Here is a 19,281-nt window from a genome sequence, read left to right as displayed (position 1 = left end):
ATATTCGTGTGTAAGAGGGTAGCGAACGGGGTGGAGAGAATCGCCGTCAGCACCTATGGGGCTCACCATGCGTATCGCCCTTGCATCCGACCATGCCGCCATCGAACTGAAAGAAGTTCTGCGCGACTGGCTTATCGAGATGGGTCACGAAGTCGCCGACCTCGGGCCCGAAACCACCGACAGCGTCGATTATCCCGACTTCGGTTACAGGCTGGCAGAAGTCGTGGCAGACGGCACGGCAGAACGCGGCATCGCGCTGTGCGGCAGCGGCATCGGCATTTCGATGAGCGTGAACCGCAATCCGAAACTCCGGTGCGCACTCGTTTCCGAACCGCTTTCCGCCAGCCTGTGCCGCGAACATAACGACGCGAATTGCATTGCGCTGGGCGCGCGGCTCATCGGGGTGGACATGGCCAAGGCCTGCGTCACCGCCTTTCTCGAAACCGAATTCACCGGCGGGCGCCACCAGCGCCGCGTCGACAAGCTCTCGAACCCAAGTTGCTAAGGACAAGCATGACCGACAACCGTTTCTGGAACGACACGCTCGAACAAGCCGATCCCGAAATCCATGCGGCAGTCCGCAACGAACTGAAGCGCCAGCAGGATAAGATCGAACTGATCGCGAGTGAGAACATCGCGTCCACCGCGGTCCTCGAAGCGACCGGCAGCGTGTTCACCAACAAATATGCCGAAGGCTATCCGGGCAAGCGTTATTACGGCGGCTGCGACTATGCCGACGTGGTCGAAACGCTGGCGATCGAACGCGCCAAGGAACTGTTCGGCTGCAATTTCGCCAACGTCCAGCCGAACTCCGGCAGCCAGATGAACCAGGCGGTATTCCTCGCGCTGCTGCAGCCGGGCGATACCTTCATGGGTCTCGACCTCAATTCGGGCGGCCACCTGACGCACGGATCGCCGGTGAACATGAGCGGCAAGTGGTTCAACCCGGTCAGCTATGGCGTGCGCGAAGGCGACGAGCTGATCGACATGGACGATGTCATGGCGATCGCCAAGAAGCACAAGCCCAAACTCATTATCGCGGGCGGCACCGCCTATTCGCGTATCTGGGACTGGGCAGCCTTCCGCAAGGTCGCGGACGAGGTCGGCGCCTATCTGATGGTTGATATGAGCCACATTGCAGGGCTGGTTGCAGGCGGAGCGCACCCCTCGCCTATCCCTCACGCCCATGTCGTGACGACTACCACCCACAAGAGCATGCGAGGCCCGCGATCTGGCGTGATCCTGTGGAATGACGAGGAATTGACCAAGCCGATCAACATGGCGGTCTTCCCCGGCATGCAGGGCGGCCCGCTGATGCATGTCATAGCGGCCAAGGCGGTCGCTTTTCGCGAAGCCCTGCGGCCGGAGTTCAAGAACTATGCCGCCAATGTCGTCGCCAATGCGCATGCGCTGGCGAAGAGCATAGAGGCGAACGGCCTACGCGTCGTTTCCGGCGGAACGGACAATCATTCCATGCTGGTCGATCTCACGGCCAAGGATGTGACCGGCAAAGCGGCGGAAACCGGCCTCGACCGTGCCTGGCTCACCTGCAACAAGAACGGCATTCCCTACGACACGCGCAGCCCCTTCGTGACCAGCGGCATCCGTCTCGGCACGCCCGCCGGGACCACGCGCGGCTTTGGCGAAGCCGAGTTCACGACCATCGGCAAGCTGATCTGCGAAGTCGTCGACGGCCTGTCGCGCAACGGACCCGAAGGTGATGGCCAGATCGAACAGAGCGTGCGTGACCGGGTGGCCGAATTGTGCGATGCTTTCCCCGTCTACCCCGGACGCTGAGGAGAATTTCATGGCCATAGATCCAGACGACCGCGAGCCGGAAGATCGCCGCACCAAGCATCAGGACCACGACCTTGTTCCGGACGCCACTGCAGAGATCAAGGGCATGGCGAAGGAAGGCCTCAATCACCCTTCGACCAAGCCTGTGTTGACTGGTGCCGCCATCGGCGCAATTGCAGGCGGCATCCTGCCCGTGGTTACCTGGCCCATCGGCCTCGTCGCCGGTGCGGGCTTCATGCTCTACAAGCGCCTGCGCCCCTGATTTACGGATAAGAAATGCGCTGCCCATTCTGCGCCCATGACGACAGTCAGGTGAAGGACTCTCGTCCGACCGAGGATTCGACCTCGATCCGCCGCCGCCGCCAATGCTCCAGCTGCGGCGCGCGCTTCACGACGTTCGAACGCGTGCAACTTCGCGAAGTCACCGTGATCAAATCGGGCGACCGCCGCCAGCCATTCGACCGGGGCAAGCTCGAACAGTCGATCTCGCTGGCGTGCCGCAAGCGCGACGTGGCGCATGAACGGATCGACCAGCTGGTGAGCGGCATCCAGCGCCAGGTCGAAACTGCCGGCGAGGCGGAAATCGCTTCGCAGCGTATCGGCGAAATGGTGATGGACGGCCTGCGCCAGATCGACAGCGTGGCCTATATCCGCTTCGCTTCCGTCTACCGCGATTTCAGCGAGGCACGCGATTTCGAGGAATTCGCCAGCACGGTGCAGGAAGCCGCGAATGAACGGGCCTGACAGCCGCAAGCCCGTCATCGTCCTCGTCCGTCCGCAACTTGGCGAGAATATCGGCAAGGCGGCGCGGGCGATGCTCAATTTCGGGCTGACCGAACTGCGCATGGTCGAACCGCGCGACGGCTGGCCCAATCCCGATGCAGGACCTGCCGCCGCCGGGGCCGATGTCGTGCTGGAGAAGGCGCGGGTCTTCGCGAGCACTGCCGAAGCCGTGGCGGATTGCGCGCATGTCTATGCCACCACCGTCCGCAAGCGCGGCGTCACCAAGCCAGTCTATACGCCCGAGGAAGCGACCCTCAAAATTGCGAAGGCCGAGGGGCGCAGCGCGATCCTGTTCGGCCCCGAACGTTCAGGGTTGGAGACCGAGGATGTCGCGCTCGCCCGCGCGATCCTCACCGTGCCGATCAACCCTGAATTCGGATCGCTCAATCTCGCGCAGGCGGTGATCCTGTGCGCCTATGAATGGTCGAAACACGAAAGCCTCGTCCAGCCGACGCAGGAAGAAATCCTGCCGCCCGCGCCGCAGGAAGAGCTGGAAGGCCTCATCGCCCATCTCGAAGCTATGCTCGAACCGAAGGGATATTTCCTCCCCGAGCCGCGTGCAGATGCCACCCGCAGGACACTTCGCGGCGTGCTGACCAAGCCGGGCTGGAACCACCTCGAAGTGCGCACGCTGCGCGGAGTGCTCTCCTCGCTCGGTCGCGGGCCTAAGCCCTGATCCGGTCCCACTCGGCGAGTTCGTAAGCGATCGAGGTTTCGACCAGAAGTTCCCAAATTTCGGCGATTTTTTCACTAGGCAATTCGCGGTTTGCAGCATCGACCCGCGCATTGTCGATGACCTCGGCCTTGCGCGCTTCATCGCGGACCACATTGCGGTCTTCCTTGATACGAGCCGCCGCGCGCATATAGCCGAAACGGCGGTCCAGCAGTTCCATCAGTTCGCGGTCGGTCGTATCCACGCCGATCCGCACTTCGCGCATGTCGGTGCAGTCTTCGGGCAGCTTGAAATCGTTACTCATGGCCGCGCCGCATGGCGAAGCGATTGCCCCTTGTCGAGGGGAAACGAAACCCACTCTCGACTTGCGCGCGGCACCTCGGCATGGGGGGTCCCATGTCGAGCAATCCCAACTCCTTCCGCAACCAGCCTGACGAGCGCGGGCATTTCGGCGATTACGGCGGGCGCTATGTCGCCGAGACGCTGATGCCGCTGGTCCTCGATCTCGAGCGCGAATACCGCAAAGCGCAGGCCGATCCCGAATTCCAGCGCGAGTTCGACGACCTGCTGGAACATTACGTGGGCCGCCCTTCCCCGCTCTATTTCGCCGAACGGCTTACCGACGCGATCGGCGGCGCACAGGTGTGGTTCAAGCGCGACGAGCTCAATCACACGGGCGCGCACAAGATCAACAATTGTATCGGGCAGATCCTGCTGGCGATCCGCATGGGCAAGACGCGGATCATCGCGGAAACCGGCGCCGGCCAGCACGGTGTCGCCACTGCCACCGTCTGCGCGCGGTTCGGCCTGCCCTGCGTGGTCTATATGGGCGCAGAGGACGTGCGGCGGCAGTCGCCCAATGTCTTCCGCATGAAGCTGCTTGGCGCGGAGGTCGTGCCGGTCACCAGCGGGCGCGGCACGCTCAAGGACGCGATGAACGAAGGGCTGCGCGACTGGGTCGCGAACGTCCACGACACCTTCTACATCATCGGCACCGCAGCCGGGCCGCATCCCTATCCGGAGCTGGTGCGCGATTTCCAGAGCGTGATCGGCAAAGAAGCGCGCGCACAGATGCAAGACCGCATCGGCCGCCTGCCCGATCTGCTGGTTGCAGCTATCGGAGGAGGCTCGAACGCCCTCGGCCTGTTCCACCCCTTCCTCGACGATCCCGACGTAAAGATGCTCGGTGTCGAAGCGGCGGGTCACGGATTGGATGGCGACGAGCACGCGGCAAGCCTGCTCGGCGGCTTCCCCGGCGTGCTCCACGGCAACAAGACCTATTTGCTACAGGACGATGACGGCCAGATCACCGAGGGCCACTCGATCAGCGCCGGGCTGGACTATCCCGGCATCGGCCCCGAACACGCCTGGCTCAAGGACAATGGCCGCGTCGAATACACCGCTATTACGGACGAGGAGGCACTGGAGGCCTTCCAGCTCCTCTGCCGCACCGAGGGCATCATCCCCGCGCTGGAGCCCAGCCACGCCATCGCAGCGGTGCAGAAGCGCGCGAAGGAAATGCCAAAGGACAGCGTGATCCTCGCAAACCTGTGCGGGCGCGGGGACAAGGACATCTTCACCGTGGCCGAGAGGTTGGGAGTGGAGATGTGAGGGGAGTTGCGCTTCTCGCGACCGTATTGTTCTTCATCCTGCCGATTTTCATCATAACAGGCGAAATCGATGGTGAGGCAGCCGCAAAGATCGCATTGCCTGGTATACTGACTTTGGTCGTTCTTCTAGCTTTACTCGCAGCCTTGGACCGGCTGGTTAGCTACATTTCGGCCAACGCTCCAAGCGACAATAACGAGGGTTCCGCTTCCAATCCGCCGAACGCAGCAGCGCTTGGACTGTACTTCGGCTGCGTTCTATTGGGTGGTCTCGGTCTAGTCCTCTATTTTCAAGAACATCCGATTGTAGCCGATCTCATCGCTTATGACCTCTCAGGTCAAAGGCCCGGTTTCCTGTTAATTGGTCTCCCCGTGCTGCTCTTGCTTGGCTATGCGAGATGGATCGACAACCGTCCCTCATGACTGACTGCCTCACATCCAAGTTCGCTAAACCGCCCCCCATCAGCGTCACCCCGGACTTGATCTGGGGTCCGGCTTCTTCCAGCGTCGCGCAAAAGGCAGCGGAATCCCGGCTCGGGGGCCGGCGTGACGATAACGGGATGGATACTGTCCTACAGCAGCCCATTCGTGCGACTATAGTCGCATGACGACCACCAAACACACCCATTATCGCCGCCTTTTCAGGGGTCCGCCGCCCCTGAACTTTTTTGCCATTGGACAGTGTAACACCCGGTCCATGTCTCAGACTTCTGCCGGATTAAGGGAACGAACCTGACACCATGCCCACACCGAATCGCCTCTCCTCCGTATTCGCCAAGCCCCACCCCGCACTCGTCTGCTTTATAACCGCAGGCGATGGCGACACGGCTGCCAATCTCGACGCATTGGTCGAGGGCGGCGCGGACGTGATTGAGCTGGGCATGCCCTTCACCGATCCGATGGCCGATGGCCCGGCGATCCAGGCAGCGAATATCCGCTCGCTTGCCGCGGGCACCACTACGCATGACGTGTTCGCCATCGCCTTCGAATTTCGCGAGCGTCACAAGAGTGTGCCGCTAGTGCTCATGGGTTACGCAAATCCAATGATCCGACGAGGTCCGGAATGGTTTGGTAGTCAATGCGCTGCAGCTGGAGTCGACGGAGTGATCTGCGTCGATATTCCACCCGAGGAGGACGAGGCCTTAGGACCGATGTTGCGCGAGTTCGGTATCGCGCCCATCCGGCTCGCCACCCCGACCACCGATGCGAAGCGCCTGCCCAAGGTGCTCGAAGGCTCGGGCGGGTTCCTCTACTATGTCTCGGTCGCCGGGATCACCGGCAAGCAGCAGGCCGCGCAAACCTCCATCGAGGAGGCAGTCGCCCGCCTGAGATCCGCAACCGACCTGCCCATCGCAGTCGGCTTCGGCGTGCGTACACCGGAACAGGCAGGCGAGATCGCGAAGGTCGCCGATGGAGTCGTGGTCGGATCCGCACTGGTCGAACTGGTCGGTGAACACGGCTCCGGCGCACCGTCGAAACTGCGCGAATATACGGCAGGCCTTGCCAAGGCGGTGCATTCGGCGGCAAAGGCCCCCTCGAAAGAAGGTTAGGCATGAACTGGTTTACACGCGTCCGTAACAATATCAGCTGGCTTCCCAAGCGCGCGACCGAGAAGGATCTCTGGGTCAAATGCCCCGGCTGCCAACAGATGGTCTTCGGTCAGGAATATGCCGAGAACATGGATGTCTGCCCACGCTGTGACCATCATGGCCGTATCGGCGCGGACAAGCGGCTCGCCATGCTGCTCGATGAAGGCTTCGAGACGCTTCCGATCCCGGACGTGAAGGAAGACCCGCTCAAGTTCCGCGACTCGAAGAAATATACCGATCGCCTCAAGCAAGCGCGCGCCAAGAGCCCGCACAAGGATGCTTTCCTCGTCGGCGCAGGCGCGATCGAAGTCAAGCCGGCAGTCGTGGGCGTGCAGGATTTCACCTTCATGGGCGGCAGCATGGGAATGGCGGTGGGTACGGCCTTCTGCCAGGGCGCCGAACGTGCGCTGACGCTGCGTGCGCCCTATGTCGTCGTTACCGCTGCGGGCGGGGCGCGGATGCAGGAAGGCATTCTCAGCCTGATGCAGATGCCCAAGGCGACTGTGATGACGCGCCGTCTCAAGGAAGCCGGCCTGCCCTATATCGTGGTACTGACCGATCCGACCACGGGCGGCGTCACTGCCAGCTATGCCATGCTGGGCGACGTCCATATCGCGGAACCGGGCGCGCTCATCGGCTTCGCCGGGCAGCGCGTGATCCAGGATACCATCCGCGAGCAATTGCCCGACGGTTTCCAGCGCGCCGAATACCTCCACAAGCACGGCATGGTCGACATGGTGGTCCACCGCCACGATCTGCGCGATACGCTGGCGACGGTGCTCGATTACCTGGCGCCCGCCAAGGCGGCCTGACCTTTCGCATGCGGGATTTTGCCCGCTCCGACGATGCTTCGGTGCAGGCCCAGCTCGACCGGCTGGCAAGGCTGAGCGTGCCCGACGGGCGGTTGGGGTTGGAGACGATCCGGGCTTTGCTGGAGCGCCTCGGCAATCCGCATCTCCGGTTGCCGCCAGTGTTCCATGTCGCCGGGACCAACGGCAAGGGATCGACCTGCGCATTCCTGCGCGCGATGCTGGAGGCTGAGGGGTACAAGGTTCACGTTACCACCAGCCCGCATCTCGTCCGGTATAATGAGCGTATCCGTGTTGCGGGCGACCTGATTACGGACGCGAGACTGGCGGACCTCCTCGCCGAAGTGCTGGATGCGGGCGAGGACCTGAACCCCAGCTTCTTCGAAGTCACCATCGCCGCCGCATTCACCGAATTCGCGCGCGTCCCCGCCGACGCCTGCGTGGTGGAGGTAGGCCTCGGCGGCCGCTTCGATGCGACCAATGTGCTGGAACCGGACGTGCTGGCCGCCTGCGGGATCGCGGCGCTGGGGATCGATCACGAGCGCTTCCTGCTCGCACCCGAGTACGGGGCGCCGGAAGTGCCTCTCGCCCGCATCGCCTTCGAAAAGGCCGGGATCGCCAAGCAAGGCTGCGCGCTGGTCACGCTGGACTACCCCCAACCGGCGCAGCGCGAGATCGAGGCAGCCGCCGCGCGGACTGGTGCCCGGCTTGCTATGCGCGGGCGGAACTGGTCGATAAATGCCAGCACAAACGGGCTGCATTATACGGATCGGCACGGCGAACTCTCTCTGCCGCTCCCCACCCTGCCCGGCCCCCACCAGCCGGAGAACGCTGGTCTGGCAATAGCGATGCTGCGACATCAGGACCGCATCAAAGTTACGCGCCAAGCCTTTGCTGCTGGGATTCGTCAGGCGTACTGGCCAGCCCGCCTGCAACGCCTTGCTCCCGGTCCGCTGACGGGAGATCGCGAGGTCTGGCTGGACGGCGGACACAACCCTTCCGCAGGAGATACACTGGGGCGCCATTTTGCAGGTCAGCGCCTGCACCTGATCGTCGGCATGCTAGATGCGAAAGACCCGGCAGCGATCGTGAAGCCGCTGAGCGGCGCCATAGCAAGCATCACCGTGGTCCCTGTTCCCGGCCACGACTGGCACGGCCCGGATGCCTTCGGCGCCGGTGTGCCGCTGGCGGAGGACGTGCCCTCAGCCCTTTTGACGCTCCCCGATGATGGTTTGCCGGTCCTGATCGCAGGCTCACTCTACCTTGCCGGCGAAGTCCTGCGACTTAACGGCGAATTGCCCGATTGATCACTTCGGCGGAAGCACCTCTCCGGCTTCCGGCGCGATGATGCCAGCCGCCCTCTTCCCGCGGCTTTCGCGGTACCATTCGAAGCAGACCAGCACTGCAGCACCAAGACCGATCCAGGTCGTGAGGACAAAGACATCGAAATAGCCCTGGTTCTCGATCATCTCCCCCAATGCGCCCCGCCCCAGAGTCCCCACCAGCAGGGTCAGCGAAGACAGGAGCGCATACTGCACAGCACTGAACTTCTTGGACACGATGGAGGACAGCCAAGCAACGTATGCTGCGCCAGCGATACCTATTGCGAGGTTTTCGAAAGCGATAGTTATGGTCAGCTTCGCGAGCGCGGCATCGCCGATGCCCGGCACCTGCTCGATCAGGTAGGTGAAGCCCACGAAATCGCTGAACGCCTGCATGTTCGCGCCGCCAATCGCCATATCGGCATAGAGCAGGTTGGTCAGTGCTGCCATGACGCCGCCGATCAGCAGGGTCGCCATCCGGCCTATGGTGGTCAGCAACAGCCCACCCAGCGCAAGACCGGCGATGATCGCGCCCACGCCGAAGAACTTCGAGGCGAATGCCACGTCATCGTTCGTGTATTCGAGTTCACCCAAATAGAAAGGATAGGCGAAGGTTCCCCAGATCGCGTCGCAGATGCGATAGGTCAGCACCACGGCGAGGATGAGAACCAGCGACCAGCCCATGCGCCCGACGAATTCGACGAGTGGAAGGACGAGCGCGCGATACAGGTGGTCCAGCGCGAACGAACTGCCCGTCGCCGGTTCCATGTCCTGCGCCAGAAGATGCTCTCCCCGGCGCTTCTTGCTGGCCAGCCACCCGGCGATCAGGGCGGGCAGGATAATTGTCGCCACGATGATCCACGGACCGACGTTAATGGTGAATTCCGTGGGATTGGGCCGGTCTTCCGGCGCATAAGTCATCGACATGATCATGAAGGTCAGGACCACGCCGATAGCTCCTGCCCAAAGCAGGCCCACGAACAGCAGCGCACGATTGCGAATCGAAGGTGCCAGCTCCCCTGCCTTGCGCAGCGCACGAACCTGCAATTCGCTCTCGCTGGCCACATCGGCCGCCTCTTCCTTTGCATTCGGCGCCCACAGCCCGACGAAACCGACTGCCAGCAAGATGGCACCCATCAGCGCATAGGTTTCCGGCCAACCGATCCGTGCAGCGATGACCAGACCCAGCGCGCCGCCGACGAGCGAGGACAGGCGGTAGCCCATCTGGTAGACCGTCGAGAGAATGTCGATGGTTGCACGCTCGTCCGCCACATCGATGCGCCAAGCGTTGATGGCGATGTCCTGCGTCGCGCTGGCGAACGCACCAATGCCAGCAAGCAGGCTGAACCAGCCCAGCTGGCTCTTCGGCTCCAGAAGACTCATCGTGACGAGGATAGTGCCGAGCAGAACTTGCGCAGGCACGATCCATTGCTTGCGTCGCCCCAGCTTGCGCAGGATCGGAATGTTCACCTTGTCGATCAACGGCGACCAGAGGAACTGAAAGGCATAGGCAAGCCCGATCAGAGAGAAGATACCCATGGTCTCGAGGTCGACCTCTGCTTCGGTCAACCAGGCGAAGAGCGTGCCGAGGAAGAGAGCGAAAGGAAGTCCGCTGGCAAAGCCGAACAGAAGCATGAAACCGGTCTTGCGATTGGTCAGCGCAAGAGCCAGCACCTTCCACGCGGATTTCTTCTTTTCTTCAACCGCTTCGGCCATGCCCTAGCGTCCTTTCGTTTTGATCTGTTTTTTGCGACACTAGCGCTCGGAGAGAGAAAGGAATAGGCGCGATGGGAGTTCCCTCCACGCTACTCGATGGACGCAGGCCGACCGACGGCATGTTGGCGCTTGCACAGGATATTGCGGACAACAAGGAGCGTGACGGCATCGGTCAGACAAGCGTGCCCGCCCACGTCTATACCGACCCTGAATATTGGGCGCGTGAGAAAAGCGCGATTTACGACCGGCTGCCACAAATTCTATGCCCCAGTGCCCTGCTGCCGGATGCCGGAATGGCTGTGCCGCATGATGCGACAGGACGACCGCTGTTGATCACCCGCGATGCTGCGGGAAAAGCCCACGTCTTCCTCAATGTCTGCCGCCATCGCGGCACCCGTCTTGTCGAAGGCAGCGAGATCAAGTGCACCAAGAAGCTCGTCTGCCCCTATCACGCTTGGACCTATGCAGTGGATGGCCGTCTCCTCGCATTGCCCCGGCCGGACACCTTCCCCCAACTCGACAAGAGCGAGATGGGGCTGGTGGAATTGCCCTCACGCGAAACAGGCGGGGTCATATGGTTCTGTCCGAAAGAGGAAACCGCGGATTTCACTCTCGCCGACAAGCTGGGAGAAGACTTCGACGCTCTCGGCATGGGTGAACACGTTCTCTTCAGGCGGAAAACCCACGAAGTAGCAGGCAATTGGAAGCTCATCATGGATGCCTTCCTCGAAAGCTACCACGTTACGCGCCTCCACGCGCAAACTATCGGCCCATTCTTCAAGGACGGCGTCACGAGCGGTGACATGATCGGGCATCATGCACGCAGCGCCGTCGGCAGGCTCGAGGAGATGGAGGGCGTCGATCTCACTGACATGGCACAACTTCGTCGGGTCGTGACCTTCGCATACCAGCTGATGCCTGGCGCACTTGTCATCCCCAGCCCCGATTACATCAACCTCATGGTCATGATGCCACAGGCCCAGAACCGGACCCTGGTGGAGGACTTCATGCTCATCCCCGAGCATCCAAGTACTGACAAGGCGCGCGACCACTGGGAACGCAGCTGGGCGCTGCTTGACGGCGGAGTTTTTGCCGCCGAAGATTTTCGCGCCGCAGAGCTTGGCCAGCAAGGTCTGGAAACGGGAGCGGTTCCGGAACTGACGCTCGGCACGATGGAAGGCGGAATCAGGCGTTATCACGAGACAGTCGAGGAAGCCTTGCGCGCCGCCAACTGAGGGCCTAACCGCGCGTCTATGTCCGACAACAGACTCCCCGAAGCCGGCGACCGTATCGCCAAGCTGCTCGCGCGCGCGGGTGTTGCCAGTCGCCGCGAAATCGAACGGATGATCGCCGACGGGCGCGTTTCACTCGACGGCAAGGTGCTGGACACCCCGGCCATCAAGCTGGAGAGTCTGCGCGGCGTGTCCGTGGACGGAAAGCCTGTCGGCGATGCTGAAGACACCCGTCTGTTTGCCTTCCACAAACCGTCGGGCCTCATCACTGCAGAGAGGGATCCCAAGGGGCGCCCCACAATTTACACCGCGCTGCGTAATGCACTGCCCAAGGATGCTGGCCGAGTAATGCCGGTCGGTCGCCTCGACTTCAACACCGAAGGTCTTTTGCTCCTTACCAACGACGGTGAAATGAAGCGCGCGATGGAATTGCCCTCTTCAGGAGTCCCGCGCACATATCGCGCGCGCGCCTTCGGCGAGATTACGCAAAGCCAATTGGACGAGCTGATCGAAGGAGTAGAAATCGACGGTATCCGCTACGGGCAGATCGAGGCCAATCTGGAGAGGGGTTCTGGGCGTAACCGCTGGATTGAAATGACACTGCGGGAAGGAAAGAACCGCGAAGTTCGGCGCATTCTCGAGCACTTAGGGCTGGAGGTGAATCGTCTCCTGCGCATCGGGTACGGCCCTTTCCATCTCGGCGACCTACCCCGCGGCCAGGCCATCGAATTGAAACGCGGCGATGTAGAAGCGTTTAAGCGCGACTTGTCGCGCGGAGGGCGCAAGTGAGGATCATTGCCGGGGAATGGCGAGGACGCAAATTGATCGCACCTAAAGGTGATGCCACCCGCCCCACCGCCGATCGTACTCGCGAAACGCTGTTCAGCATGCTCAACAGCCGTCTCGGCAGTTTCGAGGGACTTTCGGTGCTCGACCTTTTTGCCGGTTCAGGTGCACTCGGGCTGGAGGCACTTTCCCGTGGTGCGGCGCACTGCCTGTTCGTCGAACAGGATGCCGACGCAGTGAAGGCGATACGGGCGAATGTAGAGGCTTTCGATGCTCGCGGTCGTGCTCAGGTGCAGCAGGGTTCGGTGATGAGTCTCGGGCCTGCAAAAACTGTCCACGATCTCATTCTGCTGGATCCGCCCTATGAGACAGGAGCAGGCCAGGTGGCGCTGGATCGGATGGTCCGGCTCGGATGGATCGGGCCGGCGACCTGGATTGCGCTTGAAACCCGCAAGAACGAGGAAATCGCGATCAAGAAGCTCGAAATCGAAGCTGAGCGCGTTGTCGGAAAGGCCAAGATTACCCTGCTCTCCCTAGCCAACTGAGAGAGTACGGAAGAAGGGCAGGCCCAACAAAGTGGACCCGCCCCCTCCAAGCGTCGCCGCTAGTAATTAGCGCGGCGGAACATTTCGATCACATATCGTCGTCAGTGTCGGGACGGGTTGCCGGAAGCGGCTCATCGATTTCGCTAGCGGGGCGTCCCGGCCAATATTCCAGCGGACGATTGCCGGTCTTGTTCTTTTCCCAGCCATTAATGCAGCCGTCCTGTTGGTCAGGCTTGCAAATTGGCAGGTCATCGCCATTCGATGTCGCCTGGTAATCGGCTGGCGTTGTCTGAATCACCTCGTTTCGTACGAACCGCGGAGATGCAGAGCTTGTCGCAGAGGCGGTGGTGCGTGCCGTTGTACCAGTTGCGCTCGCGTTATTCTGAGCGTTCAACTGGGCGTTGATTTGTTGCCAGGCCATGGTGCGCTGCTCCGGCGTCATCTCATACACGCGGACACGCTGGTCGTCGTTGAGCACCCACCAGGCGGTGGTTTGGTCATCGTCGAGCGTCCAGTAGTATTCCTGCACCTCGGGTGGCCAGGCATCATATGTCGTACGGCGATCTGTCGGCCAGCCATCATACATCATCTGCTGATCGTCCGTCAGGACGTAAACATCGCCATCGGCATTGACCGCTACCGCATCCTGTGCGGCGGCCGGAGCGGCGGTGAAGGCAAGCGCGGCAGCGCTCGCGAGAATAATGCTTTTCATAGTAATGTCTCCTGAGAGGATCATTGCCACCAATACTATTCAGGAGGGGGCATAGTTCCGAATCTCTTTCGGGCGGCAGGGCTTGTGTTGCGGACGCGCGTTCCCTAGCTGTTCCGGAACGATGCCCGAATTACCAGCCTCTGCCGAAAGCGCCGGAAACGACACGATTCCGCCCTATGCGGCGCGATTGAACCCTCCCCAACGCGAGGCCGTTTTGACAACCGAGGGGCCGGTGCTGATGCTTGCTGGAGCAGGTACCGGCAAGACTGCTGCGCTCACCGCAAGACTCGCACATCTCATCGCAACCCGCCGGGCGTGGCCGAGTGAGATCCTTTGTGTCACCTTCACCAACAAGGCTGCCCGCGAGATGCGCCACCGCGTCGGACGGCATATCGGCGATGCGGTCGAAGGCATGCCTTGGCTAGGGACGTTCCACTCGATCGGCGCGAAGATGCTGCGGCGACATGCAGAACTTGTCGGGCTGCAGAGTAACTACACGATCATCGATACCGACGACCAGTTGCGATTGCTCAAGCAACTGATCCAGGAAAACGACCTGGATGAAAAGCGCTGGCCCGCCCGGCAGCTTGCCGGGCTGATCGATCGCTGGAAGAACCGCGGCCTCAATCCGGGCGATCTCGATGCGGTCGAAAACGAAGCTTATGCCAACGGTCGCGGCACGCAGTTCTACAGGCTGTATCAAGACCGCCTCAAAGCATTGAATGCATGCGATTTCGGTGATTTGCTACTGCACATTCTGAATATCTTCCGGCAGCATCATGACGTGCTGGAGCAGTATCAGCAGCGCTTCAAATACATCCTGGTTGACGAATATCAGGACACCAATCAGGTCCAATACCTTTGGCTGCGACTACTGGCTCAGGCCCGCAAGAACATCTGTGTCGTGGGTGATGACGACCAGTCGATCTATTCGTGGCGCGGCGCAGAAGTCGCGAACATCCTCAAGTTCGAGAAGGATTTTCCCGGCGCAGCGGTAATCAAGCTGGAACAGAATTATCGCTCCACCCCGCAAATTCTTGCAGCAGCATCTGGACTGATCAACGCTAACAGTGAGCGACTAGGCAAGACACTGTGGACCGAACTGCCTGCCGGTGAAAAAGTCCGGATCGTCGGCGTCTGGGACGCGCCCGAAGAAGCGCGTCGTGTCGGCGAGGCGATCGAGCGTCTCGAGAGCGAAGGAGCTCCGCTGGACCAGGTCGCGATCCTTGTCCGGGCGCAATACCAGACCCGCGAATTCGAAGACCGCTTTATCCAGACCGGCCTCAATTACCGCATCGTGGGCGGTTTCCGGTTTTACGAGCGCGCCGAAATCCGTGACGCCCTCGCCTATCTTCGCACCATCGCCCAGCCCGCAGACGACCTCGCCTTCGAGCGGATTTACAATCAACCCAAGCGTGGACTCGGAGCCAAGACGCTGGAGGCCATGCGCCGTCATGCGCGTAAGACCCAGACGCCGTTAGCCGCGGCTTCGCTCGATCTTGCTGATAGCGACGAATTGCCTGCTCGTGCGCGAAACATGCTGATCGGCTTGCTTGGCCAGTTCGTCCATTGGCGGGAGCTGGAGGAAAAGGTCTCGCCCTCCGAACTGTTACGTACAGTTCTTGTCGAAAGCGGTTATGAGGAGATGCTCCAGAAGGATCGCAGCGCTGAAAGCACAGGGCGCCTCGAGAACATGACCGAACTTGCCCGGGCGATGGAAGAATACGAAACCCTCGGCGATTTCCTCGAGCATGTCAGCCTGGTGATGGATAATGATCGGGCAGATGATGGCGAGAAGGTCACCATCATGACTATGCATGCGGCAAAGGGACTCGAGTTCGACCATGTCTTTCTACCCGGCTGGGAAGAAGGTGTCTTCCCCAGCCAACGCGCTATCGAGGAAGGCGGCCTTGCGAGCCTGGAGGAAGAGCGCCGTCTGGCCTATGTCGCGATCACGCGCGCAAAAAGGCGCTGCTCGATCTTTCACGCGGCCAACCGGCGAATATATGGCCAGTGGACCAGCTCCATCCCCAGCCGCTTCATCGAAGAACTGCCCGACGAGCACATCGAAAGCGAAACCACCATGAGTGGCGGTGCCTCGCTATGGCGCGCTAACTGGACCGAGAACGAGGACCCCTTCGCACATGTCTCGAACGCGCGCCCTGATCGCAGCACCGCACGCGGACCGGGTTGGCAGCGAGCCCTTTCAACCGGATACGATAGTACACCCAAACGTCTGGCCGAGCCGGGCAAGAGCGCAGCAAGCTTTGCGGCCAAACCCCGCACCGACATCGCTATCGGTGCGCGCGTTTTTCACGATAAGTTCGGTTATGGTGTCGTTACTGACCAGGAAGGAAACAAGCTGGAGATCGAATTCGAAAAAGCTGGTGCAAAGCGAGTGCTCGACAGCTTCGTTAAATTGGCCGACGACTAGATCGCAGGTTCGATTTCGGCCGTCTCTTCTTCGCGCTTTCGACGCCAATAGCGCTGCTCGAAGGGTCTCAGGAGCTCACCGCCCAACCCCCGGGTCCCCTCGGCAATACCGGTTTCACAGTTTAGGTACTGTGACGGGTCGACATAGGTGCCGAACATCTTGTCCCACAACGTGACCGTGTTTCCATAGTTGCTGCCCATCAGCGCTTCGTCACGGATATGATGCAGGCGATGTGCTGCAGGGGAAATGAGGACATGACCAAAGACGCCTAGCGTCCACGGCACATCGGCGTGGATGAAGAATCCCCACCAACCGCGCACGATACCCGCCAGTCCGATCGCCCATTCAGGCACACCCAGCAAGAGCAGCAAAGCAATATCTACACTCACGCTTAGCAACTTGCTCACGGGATGCTTGCGCAGGACCGAGAGCCAATGCATTGCCGTATCGGCATGATGGGTAGCATGGAACGGCCAGAAGAACCTCGTGTGCTCTAACCGATGCCGCCAATAGACGACGAAATCGAAAACGAGCACCGCCGCTGCGAATATCAGGGGATCTGGGATACTGTTCCAGGATGTGGCAAGGACATTCGGGCTTCCAATCGCAGAGCGTAATGCGCCTTCTGGAAATACGAACAGTGGCACCAGCAAGATTGAATTGATGATAGTCAATCCGAGATTTGTGATGAATTCGGATCGCGAGCGAACGACAGCGTCACCGAATGCGCGACGCTTCGTGACAAAGGCCAGTAATCCGAAAACAGTGCCGGTCATGCAAAGCAGCACCAATGTCGACAGCGCAGGTTGAGCGAGGCTTTGCATAGTCCCGCATCATGCGCGAGACATAGTAAGCAAAACGTTAAGTCAGATAGCCGACACTTCGAGGAAACCCGGCTTTGGACCGTTCCATTCACCAGGCGCGGTCGGCGTATCTTCAGCCTCGCTCCTGCTTCGGGCAGGCTTGGACTTTACACCTTCCGACTTTGTCTCTTGCTTCGCGCGCTTTGGCTTGTCCGCACGTTTCGACTTGTTTTCACGTTTCGGCTTATCGTCGCGCGGCCGCTCTTCCGCGCCATCATCCGATTTCGCCGGCTCGATGAGGTCGACCCGAACATCACTCTTCCCAAAAACGGGAATCTTGGTTTCGGTCAGCTTCTCGACGTTATGGATCGCCTCGGCATCTTCCTCGGAAACGAAAGTGAAGGCGCGACCCTTTGCTCCCGCCCTGCCCGTTCGCCCGATACGGTGAACGTAATCGTCGGGATGCCAAGGTGTATCGAAATTGAAAACGTGGCTTACGCCCTTGACGTCGAGCCCACGTGCCGCAACGTCCGAGGCAACGAGGATATTTATGCCCCCCGACTTAAAACGGTCGAGTTCCCTGATGCGGCCCGACTGGTCCATGTCGCCATGGATTTCCCCGCTGGCGAAGCCATGCTGCTGAAGGCTCTTGTTGATTTCCCGCACAGTGGTCTTGCGATTGGCGAAAATGATCGCCGTTTCAACGTGGTCATTTCGCAGCAACCAGCGCAGCGTCTCATGCTTCTGGCGATTTTTCACCGGAATCTTGAAGGCCGTGATGTCCTTATTGGTAGTCGCCGCCCGGCTGACCTCGATCCGCTTGGGATTGTTGAGGAACTTCTTAGCCAGCTTTTCGATCGGCGGGGGCATCGTGGCCGAAAACAGCATCGTCTGACGCGCTTCTGGAAGCTTGGAGCAAATAAACTCGATATCGGGAATGAAACCCATATCGAGCATGCGGTCGGCTTCATCGATGACGAGCAGTTCGCAGCCGTTAAGCAGGATCTTTCCGCGCTCGAACAAATCCATCAGCCGCCCGGGGGTGGCGATCAGAACATCAACTCCATCGTTCAGCGCCTTGATCTGGTCGCCCATCTGAACACCGCCGATCAGGAGCGCCAGCTTGAGGTCATGGTTCTTGCCGTATTTCTCGAAATTCTCGGCAACCTGCGCGGCGAGTTCGCGCGTCGGTGCAAGAATCAAGCTACGAGGCATGAGCGCCCGACGGCGGCCACTCGCCATGATATCGATCATTGGCAACACGAAACTGGCGGTTTTGCCCGTGCCGGTCTGCGCAATCCCGACGATGTCCTTCATCATCAGAACCGGAGGAATGGCTTGCTCTTGAATGGGAGTCGGCACTGTATAACCGGCTTCTTCCACGGCTTTTAGCAATTGTTCGGAAAGGCCGAGATCGGCAAAACTCATGCGGCTATCAAACGCCCCTAATGTTGGAAATGCAAAAGATCGCGAAAAGCTGATCTTCACCGTACGCGGCTTTTGCGAACTTCCCCGTAGAAGTCAAGGAAATCCGCAGTTCCGACCGTGAGCGGGTTCCATCAGCCAGACTGGGCATCCGGACCTTTGACTGACAGATTAGTCAATTTCTATTGAGCACGACTTCCGATAACGGAGCGGAAATTACGACATTGAGCATTCCGAATTGTAGGGCATTCAACATGCTTCTATTCGATGATTAGGTTTTCGCCCGATTGAGTGCTTAAAGAGCGGGAAACCGTCGCTCCCGAGCACGACTACATACGTATCAATTTCCCTCCGCGCCGAGCGAGAAGAAACAGCATGGTGGGCCAAAAAATCGTATGCAGAATGTCTATTATATATGGCAAAAATCCGGACGGACGATCAGGCTGCCAAAAATCTACTACCTCATTGAATAAAGCGAAAAAGTACACTGCTGCTATTGGTACGTAGGATCTCAGCCGTCGCCGGAACACCAACGCAAACAGAAAGAAGATCGCCATTCCTGCGTGCAGGTGAAGGAGTTCCTCTCCAAGACCTGAATAGGCGGCCACATAATCCTTGAATTCGTCGTATTCTTGCAGCGCGGCATGCATCAGGTCTCGTCCAATCTGCTGTTGAGCAAAGCCCGTTAACTCATTTCCGAGTAAAGTGAAGAGGTGAACATCGGACACGTTAGCGGTTGGAGTAAAGTGCCCGAAAACTGGTCACTTTCCATTCAAACTCAGTGGGTTTCAATAGGGCTAGTAGCTGCGTTCCAGCACAAGGTGGCTAAATTTCGTCACGCGGCACTTGGCACCCGACCGGCTCATGATCCGGTCTCGCGCCACGCAAAGCTGTCCGTCATCGCTGCGCTCGACATAGAAGCCGCGATAAAAATCGCGCGGTGAGCAGCCCTTTTCGAGCTGCGCAGCAATTGTTCGTCTGTCGCGCATGAACATTAAAAGATGATCTCCACGATCGGCAACACCGCCGATAGATGCGGCATCGACAC

General features: G+C 60.1%; 21 protein-coding genes. 14 read left to right on the top strand and 7 right to left on the bottom strand.

All coding sequences use genetic code 11. The features are described 5' to 3' along the window. Positions 1–67: 67 nt before the first annotated feature. The 5 genes from rpiB to AC13CE_RS12585 are packed head-to-tail and all read left to right on the top strand — an operon-like array spanning position 68 to position 3,256. Positions 68–505, top strand: a complete 438-nt coding sequence (rpiB, locus tag AC13CE_RS12605; RefSeq protein ID WP_221538775.1) for a ribose 5-phosphate isomerase B — start codon at positions 68–70, stop codon at positions 503–505. A gap of 8 nt (positions 506–513) precedes the next feature. Then, complete coding sequence (gene glyA, locus AC13CE_RS12600; protein ID WP_221538773.1) at positions 514–1,797, top strand: serine hydroxymethyltransferase; 1,284 nt, start codon at positions 514–516, stop codon at positions 1,795–1,797. Between the two features lie 10 nt (positions 1,798–1,807). Further along, a complete protein-coding gene (locus AC13CE_RS12595) occupies positions 1,808–2,059 on the top strand; it encodes a hypothetical protein (protein ID WP_221538771.1) in 252 nt (83 codons plus the stop codon). Positions 2,060–2,073: 14 nt separating this feature from the next. Continuing rightward, positions 2,074–2,541, top strand: coding sequence for a transcriptional regulator NrdR (gene nrdR, locus AC13CE_RS12590; RefSeq protein ID WP_221538768.1), 468 nt, complete (start codon positions 2,074–2,076; stop codon positions 2,539–2,541). Further along, a complete protein-coding gene (locus AC13CE_RS12585; protein WP_221538767.1) occupies positions 2,528–3,256 on the top strand; it encodes an RNA methyltransferase in 729 nt (242 codons plus the stop codon). Before nrdR ends, AC13CE_RS12585 begins: the two co-directional genes overlap by 14 nt. Here AC13CE_RS12585 and AC13CE_RS12580 read toward each other — a convergent pair. After that, positions 3,246–3,557 carry a chorismate mutase gene (locus AC13CE_RS12580; RefSeq protein ID WP_221538765.1) on the bottom strand — a complete coding sequence of 104 codons (312 nt, stop codon included), beginning with the start codon at positions 3,555–3,557 and terminating at the stop codon, positions 3,246–3,248. The genes AC13CE_RS12585 and AC13CE_RS12580 overlap by 11 nt on opposite strands. Before the next feature lie 92 nt (positions 3,558–3,649). Between AC13CE_RS12580 and trpB the strand changes: the two genes are divergently transcribed. The 5 genes from trpB to AC13CE_RS12555 all read left to right on the top strand — a co-directional run bounded on the left by trpB (position 3,650) and on the right by AC13CE_RS12555 (position 8,565). Continuing rightward, complete coding sequence (gene trpB, locus AC13CE_RS12575; RefSeq protein ID WP_221538764.1) at positions 3,650–4,864, top strand: tryptophan synthase subunit beta; 1,215 nt, start codon at positions 3,650–3,652, stop codon at positions 4,862–4,864. A gap of 26 nt (positions 4,865–4,890) precedes the next feature. Continuing rightward, positions 4,891–5,283, top strand: a complete 393-nt coding sequence (locus tag AC13CE_RS12570) for a hypothetical protein (RefSeq protein WP_221538762.1) — start codon at positions 4,891–4,893, stop codon at positions 5,281–5,283. A 317-nt stretch (positions 5,284–5,600) separates the two neighbouring features. Continuing rightward, on the top strand, positions 5,601–6,410 hold the full coding sequence (gene trpA, locus AC13CE_RS12565; protein WP_221538760.1) for a tryptophan synthase subunit alpha: 810 nt from the start codon (positions 5,601–5,603) through the stop codon (positions 6,408–6,410). A 2-nt stretch (positions 6,411–6,412) separates the two neighbouring features. Beyond that, positions 6,413–7,261: an acetyl-CoA carboxylase, carboxyltransferase subunit beta gene (gene accD, locus AC13CE_RS12560; RefSeq protein ID WP_221538758.1), complete on the top strand. Its 849-nt coding sequence runs from the start codon at positions 6,413–6,415 to the stop codon at positions 7,259–7,261. An 8-nt stretch (positions 7,262–7,269) separates the two neighbouring features. Then, positions 7,270–8,565, top strand: coding sequence for a bifunctional folylpolyglutamate synthase/dihydrofolate synthase (locus tag AC13CE_RS12555; RefSeq protein WP_482972639.1), 1,296 nt, complete (start codon positions 7,270–7,272; stop codon positions 8,563–8,565). Here the strand turns inward: AC13CE_RS12555 and AC13CE_RS12550 are convergent, their stop codons facing one another. Then, complete coding sequence (locus AC13CE_RS12550; protein WP_221538754.1) at positions 8,566–10,296, bottom strand: AmpG family muropeptide MFS transporter; 1,731 nt, start codon at positions 10,294–10,296, stop codon at positions 8,566–8,568. Between the two features lie 71 nt (positions 10,297–10,367). Here AC13CE_RS12550 and AC13CE_RS12545 point away from each other — a divergent pair, with 71 nt between their 5' ends. From AC13CE_RS12545 to rsmD, 3 genes are read left to right on the top strand one after another with little or no spacing between them, the layout of a single operon-like run. Next, entirely contained in the window at positions 10,368–11,531 is a 1,164-nt protein-coding gene (locus tag AC13CE_RS12545) for an aromatic ring-hydroxylating oxygenase subunit alpha (protein WP_221538752.1), read from the top strand. Positions 11,532–11,549: 18 nt separating this feature from the next. Continuing rightward, positions 11,550–12,317, top strand: a complete 768-nt coding sequence (locus AC13CE_RS12540) for a pseudouridine synthase (RefSeq protein ID WP_221538750.1) — start codon at positions 11,550–11,552, stop codon at positions 12,315–12,317. Further along, positions 12,314–12,859 carry a 16S rRNA (guanine(966)-N(2))-methyltransferase RsmD gene (gene rsmD, locus AC13CE_RS12535; RefSeq protein ID WP_221538748.1) on the top strand — a complete coding sequence of 182 codons (546 nt, stop codon included), beginning with the start codon at positions 12,314–12,316 and terminating at the stop codon, positions 12,857–12,859. The genes AC13CE_RS12540 and rsmD overlap by 4 nt, the downstream gene beginning before the upstream one ends. A gap of 88 nt (positions 12,860–12,947) precedes the next feature. Here the strand turns inward: rsmD and AC13CE_RS12530 are convergent, their stop codons facing one another. Then, positions 12,948–13,571, bottom strand: coding sequence for a hypothetical protein (locus tag AC13CE_RS12530; RefSeq protein WP_221538746.1), 624 nt, complete (start codon positions 13,569–13,571; stop codon positions 12,948–12,950). A gap of 121 nt (positions 13,572–13,692) precedes the next feature. Here AC13CE_RS12530 and AC13CE_RS12525 point away from each other — a divergent pair, with 121 nt between their 5' ends. Further along, positions 13,693–16,005 (top strand): ATP-dependent helicase, encoded by a 2,313-nt coding sequence (locus AC13CE_RS12525; protein ID WP_221538744.1) that lies wholly within the window; start codon positions 13,693–13,695, stop codon positions 16,003–16,005. On the opposite strand, the gene AC13CE_RS12520 is transcribed toward AC13CE_RS12525, so the two are convergent. The 4 genes from AC13CE_RS12520 to AC13CE_RS12505 all read right to left on the bottom strand — a co-directional run bounded on the left by AC13CE_RS12520 (position 16,002) and on the right by AC13CE_RS12505 (position 19,222). Then, complete coding sequence (locus tag AC13CE_RS12520) at positions 16,002–16,829, bottom strand: sterol desaturase family protein (protein ID WP_221538741.1); 828 nt, start codon at positions 16,827–16,829, stop codon at positions 16,002–16,004. The genes AC13CE_RS12525 and AC13CE_RS12520 overlap by 4 nt on opposite strands. 42 nt (positions 16,830–16,871) lie before the next feature. Continuing rightward, entirely contained in the window at positions 16,872–18,236 is a 1,365-nt protein-coding gene (locus AC13CE_RS12515) for a DEAD/DEAH box helicase (RefSeq protein WP_221538739.1), read from the bottom strand. Positions 18,237–18,562: 326 nt separating this feature from the next. Further along, a complete protein-coding gene (locus AC13CE_RS12510; RefSeq protein ID WP_221538737.1) occupies positions 18,563–18,961 on the bottom strand; it encodes a hypothetical protein in 399 nt (132 codons plus the stop codon). A 69-nt stretch (positions 18,962–19,030) separates the two neighbouring features. After that, positions 19,031–19,222, bottom strand: coding sequence for a hypothetical protein (locus AC13CE_RS12505; RefSeq protein ID WP_482972638.1), 192 nt, complete (start codon positions 19,220–19,222; stop codon positions 19,031–19,033). Positions 19,223–19,281: the final 59 nt, after the last annotated feature.

The sequence above is a fragment of the Qipengyuania sp. B-5 genome (assembly GCF_056857815.1).
This window is presented reverse-complemented; position numbering and strand designations above follow the sequence as displayed.

Coding starts and splice junctions, on each gene's coding strand:
- AC13CE_RS12585 (WP_221538767.1), top strand. CDS start 2,528: ATGAACGGGCCTGACAGCCGCAAGCCCGTCATCGTCCTCGTCCGTCCG.
- rpiB (WP_221538775.1), top strand. CDS start 68: ATGCGTATCGCCCTTGCATCCGACCATGCCGCCATCGAACTGAAAGAA.
- AC13CE_RS12580 (WP_221538765.1), bottom strand. CDS start 3,557: ATGAGTAACGATTTCAAGCTGCCCGAAGACTGCACCGACATGCGCGAA.
- accD (WP_221538758.1), top strand. CDS start 6,413: ATGAACTGGTTTACACGCGTCCGTAACAATATCAGCTGGCTTCCCAAG.
- AC13CE_RS12540 (WP_221538750.1), top strand. CDS start 11,550: ATGTCCGACAACAGACTCCCCGAAGCCGGCGACCGTATCGCCAAGCTG.
- AC13CE_RS12530 (WP_221538746.1), bottom strand. CDS start 13,571: ATGAAAAGCATTATTCTCGCGAGCGCTGCCGCGCTTGCCTTCACCGCC.
- AC13CE_RS12595 (WP_221538771.1), top strand. CDS start 1,808: ATGGCCATAGATCCAGACGACCGCGAGCCGGAAGATCGCCGCACCAAG.
- AC13CE_RS12515 (WP_221538739.1), bottom strand. CDS start 18,236: ATGAGTTTTGCCGATCTCGGCCTTTCCGAACAATTGCTAAAAGCCGTG.
- trpA (WP_221538760.1), top strand. CDS start 5,601: ATGCCCACACCGAATCGCCTCTCCTCCGTATTCGCCAAGCCCCACCCC.
- AC13CE_RS12505 (WP_482972638.1), bottom strand. CDS start 19,222: ATGCGCGACAGACGAACAATTGCTGCGCAGCTCGAAAAGGGCTGCTCA.
- AC13CE_RS12545 (WP_221538752.1), top strand. CDS start 10,368: ATGGGAGTTCCCTCCACGCTACTCGATGGACGCAGGCCGACCGACGGC.
- AC13CE_RS12550 (WP_221538754.1), bottom strand. CDS start 10,296: ATGGCCGAAGCGGTTGAAGAAAAGAAGAAATCCGCGTGGAAGGTGCTG.
- AC13CE_RS12555 (WP_482972639.1), top strand. CDS start 7,270: ATGCGGGATTTTGCCCGCTCCGACGATGCTTCGGTGCAGGCCCAGCTC.
- AC13CE_RS12520 (WP_221538741.1), bottom strand. CDS start 16,829: ATGCAAAGCCTCGCTCAACCTGCGCTGTCGACATTGGTGCTGCTTTGC.
- nrdR (WP_221538768.1), top strand. CDS start 2,074: ATGCGCTGCCCATTCTGCGCCCATGACGACAGTCAGGTGAAGGACTCT.
- trpB (WP_221538764.1), top strand. CDS start 3,650: ATGTCGAGCAATCCCAACTCCTTCCGCAACCAGCCTGACGAGCGCGGG.
- AC13CE_RS12525 (WP_221538744.1), top strand. CDS start 13,693: ATGCCCGAATTACCAGCCTCTGCCGAAAGCGCCGGAAACGACACGATT.
- glyA (WP_221538773.1), top strand. CDS start 514: ATGACCGACAACCGTTTCTGGAACGACACGCTCGAACAAGCCGATCCC.